Origin of the sequence: Streptomyces sp. MS191, from assembly GCF_008042125.1 — a bacterium.
GTDB lineage: Bacteria > Actinomycetota > Actinomycetes > Streptomycetales > Streptomycetaceae > Streptomyces.
Window position 1 is genome coordinate 1 of sequence record NZ_RDBI01000013.1, and the last position, 3,029, is coordinate 3,029.

A 3,029-nucleotide genomic window follows, 5' to 3' on the forward strand; every position below is an offset into this window, starting at 1 on the left:
CGGACCTGCCGGACGCGTCGTGGGCGGCGGCGGGGGAGAGCTTGATCTCCAGGATGTACTTCCCGGGAAGCGGGACCCGGTGCCCCGAGCCGTCGTACCGCAGGACGGTGACCGGCTTCACGGTGACCGGAGGCATCCCCCCCCGGACGTCCCCGACCAGCCAGGACTGCAGGACGAGGACGGTGCCGAACTGCCCGTAGGTCACCGCGTTCGAGGCGATCAGCGGGGAGAAGACGAACTGCGAGAAGACCCGCAGCCCGAGCAGCCCGAGAGCCGTGAACAGCGCCCCCGGGGCCAGGGCCCGCCAGCGGATGCGGCCGCAGAGCAGGAAGCGCTGCGACCACCAGAAGAAGAAGAACGTCCCGACGACGTCACCGGCGGTGACGAGGACGGTGACACCGGCGGGGACGTCCTCCGGCGGCGGACCGGCGACGAAGAGGAGGAGGGCCGCGACCAGGACGGCGAGCCAGACGACGTGGCGCCACATGGTGTGCCAGCGGGCGGTGGGCAGGTCCCAGGCCCGTTCGTAGCCGGTCTGGACGGCGGATCCGAAGGTGACACCGAACGCCGCCAGCGCGGCGAGTCCGAACGCGGTGGTGCGCTGGAGCGCCTGACCGGGCTTGCCGAAGAGCTGTTCCACCTCCTCCTGCGAGACCTCGGAGACGCCCAGACCCTGGACGAGCCAGCGGGCGAAGCCCTGCCCGCTGGCCAGGTCGGCCGCGGCCACGACGATGAGGAGGGGGACGAGGGTGAGCAGGCTGAGTGCCGCGAAGCCCATCGCCCGGTGCATGAGTTCCATCTCGCGCCCCCGGTTCCAGGCGAGCCCGACGACGGACGTCAGGACGGCCCTGTGGAGCCGCTGGAACCCGTGACCGGTCTCGGCGGGGGCACGGTCGCGGGTTCCAGCGCAGGAAGTCGAGCCCCGCCATCGTGCCCGCCGCTCGCGCGGTGGCCGCAGCGTCCTCCCACTCGACCGTGCGTGACCGCTTCATCCCGCGTCGCTCCGTTCCGTCCGACCAGCTGACTGTGAAGATCGAAGCTAGACCGCTCTCCAGCTGGCTGTCAACAACGCAGCCAGCTCGGTAGAGTGAGCGGGTGAAGTGGCTGGAGATGGACACCGAGAACTGCCCGGTCCGCCGCTCGCTCGACCTCGTCGGCGGTCGGCGGTCGGCGGTCGGGCGCGACCGGGCTCCCGGACCCGCGGACGGCCGTCAGGTGACGAGCGGTCGGGCGGCGGGGCCCGGGCGCACCGAGACGTCGAAGGGGCTGAGCGTGGCGTGCTCGTCGCCCTCGCACACGACGACGACCCGCACGGGTGCCCCGCAGTCGGCGTGCCGGATCTCCAGGGCGGGCCCTTCGGGATCTCCGGCGTGGACGTCCCCCCACTGCTTGAGGGCGAGCAGCACCGGCCACAGGTCGCGCCCCTTGGCGGTCAGCCGGTACTCGGACCGGGTGCGCGTGCCGGGCTCGCGGTAGGGCTCGGCACGCAGGATCCCGGCGGCGACGAGCTTGCGCAGCCGGTCGGCGAGGACCGCCTCCGACAGTCCCAGGTGGCGGCGGAACTCCTCGTAGCGGCGCACGCCGTTGAAGGCGTCGCGCACGATCAGGAGGGACCACTTCTCGCCGACGAGGTCGAGCGAGCGGCGGACCGGGCAGTTCTCGGTGTCCATCTCCAGCCACTTCACCCGCTCACTCTACCGAGCTGGCTGCGTTGTTGACAGCCAGCTGGAGAGCGGTCTAGCTTCGATCTTCACAGTCAGCTGGTCGGACGGAACGGAGCGACGCGGGATGAAGCGGTCACGCACGGTCGAGTGGGAGGACGCTGCGGCCACCGCGCGAGCGGCGGGCACGATGGCGGGGCTCGACTTCCTGCGGGAGCTCGTGGCCGGGAGGCTGCCCGGGGCGCCCATCGGGGCGCTGCTCGGCTTCGCGCTGGAGGAGGTCGAGCACGGGCGGGCGGTGTTCACCTTCGAGCCCGGCGAGGAGCACTACAACCCGATCGGCAGTGTGCACGGCGGCGTCTACGCGACACTGCTGGACTCGGCGGCCGGCTGCGCGGTGCACTCGACGCTCCCGCAGGGGATGGCGTACACCTCGCTGGACCTGTCGACCCGCTTCCTGCGGCCGATCACGCTGGGTACGGGCAAGATCCGCGCGATCGGCACGGTGATGAGCCAGGGCCGCCGCACGGCGCTCGCCGAGGCGGGGCTCTACGACGCGTCGGACCGGCTCCTCGGGCACGCCACGAGCACCTGCATGATCTTCCCCGCGGGGTGAGACCGCCGGAGCGTCGACGGCACCCCGGGGCGGGCGCGTCGGCGCCGGCGCCCCCGACGCCGGTCCGGTGACCGCGTCCGCCGGCCCCCGGGTCCCGACACCCGTACGGGACCGTCGTCCGTCGGCCTCGGGGCCTCAACGCCCGTCCGGCACCACCCGCGTGCGCGTGCAGTCGTCCGGCAGCGTGTTCATGCCCCGGGTGGACGCCTGGAGCGCCGCGCTCACCAGGGTCGCCAGCAGGTCGATGTCCGAGCCCATGTCCAGATGGACCGTCACCCAGCCCGACCCGGCCCGCAGTCGTACGGCGCTGGACCCGAGGAGGGCGGGCCTCAGCTTCGCGATCATGGCCCGGGTCAGATGCACGTCCGCCTCGTGTTCACCGTGGAAGTGCACGATCTCCTGCGTGGCGGTACGCAGACCGAGCTCGGCGCCGCACCGGGCGCGGTCGGCGGTCAGCGAGGGCCAGCTCATCAGACGTTCACTGGCGTGCCTGGCTGTGTTCATACCGAGGAGCGTGCCGGGACCGGCGACCCGGCACAAGCGTCCTGGCGAAAGAATTCCGCCGAGGCTCGAAATCGACCCTTGTCGTGTGACGGGGTGGTGACCGTGGGGCACGCGTGAGGCCCGAACACCCCTGCACAGAGGGCGATTCGGGCCTTGCGGCCCGGCGCACGACCCGGGCGGTACCCGGCCGGGAACGAGGGCCGAAGACCCTCTTCAGGCCGGACGAGCCCCCCGGCCCGGTCCACACC

At 72.4% G+C, this 3,029-nt stretch carries 4 protein-coding genes; 1 reads left to right on the plus strand and 3 read right to left on the minus strand.

From position 1 onward, the window contains the following. The coding region (locus EAO71_RS01890; protein ID WP_147976009.1) for a YhjD/YihY/BrkB family envelope integrity protein at window positions 1–799 on the minus strand (799 nt) is incomplete at its 3' end. A 412-nt stretch (window positions 800–1,211) separates the two neighbouring features. After that, the gene (locus tag EAO71_RS01900; RefSeq protein ID WP_147976010.1) at window positions 1,212–1,685 is read right to left on the minus strand and encodes a winged helix-turn-helix transcriptional regulator; all 474 of its coding nucleotides are present in this window, start codon (window positions 1,683–1,685) and stop codon (window positions 1,212–1,214) included. Window positions 1,686–1,788: 103 nt separating this feature from the next. On the opposite strand from EAO71_RS01900, the gene EAO71_RS01905 reads away from it, so the two are divergent. Beyond that, window positions 1,789–2,277 carry a PaaI family thioesterase gene (locus EAO71_RS01905; protein WP_147976011.1) on the plus strand — a complete coding sequence of 163 codons (489 nt, stop codon included), beginning with the start codon at window positions 1,789–1,791 and terminating at the stop codon, window positions 2,275–2,277. Between the two features lie 135 nt (window positions 2,278–2,412). Here the strand turns inward: EAO71_RS01905 and EAO71_RS01910 are convergent, their stop codons facing one another. After that, window positions 2,413–2,781, minus strand: coding sequence for a luciferase domain-containing protein (locus EAO71_RS01910; RefSeq protein ID WP_222723532.1), 369 nt, complete (start codon window positions 2,779–2,781; stop codon window positions 2,413–2,415). Between the last annotated feature and the right edge of the window lie 248 nt (window positions 2,782–3,029).

Bases quoted from the DNA above. Each gene is read 5' to 3' on its own strand.
- EAO71_RS01905 (WP_147976011.1), top strand. From the start codon at position 1,789: ATGAAGCGGTCACGCACGGTCGAGTGGGAGGACGCTGCGGCCACCGCG.
- EAO71_RS01910 (WP_222723532.1), bottom strand. From the start codon at position 2,781: ATGAACACAGCCAGGCACGCCAGTGAACGTCTGATGAGCTGGCCCTCG.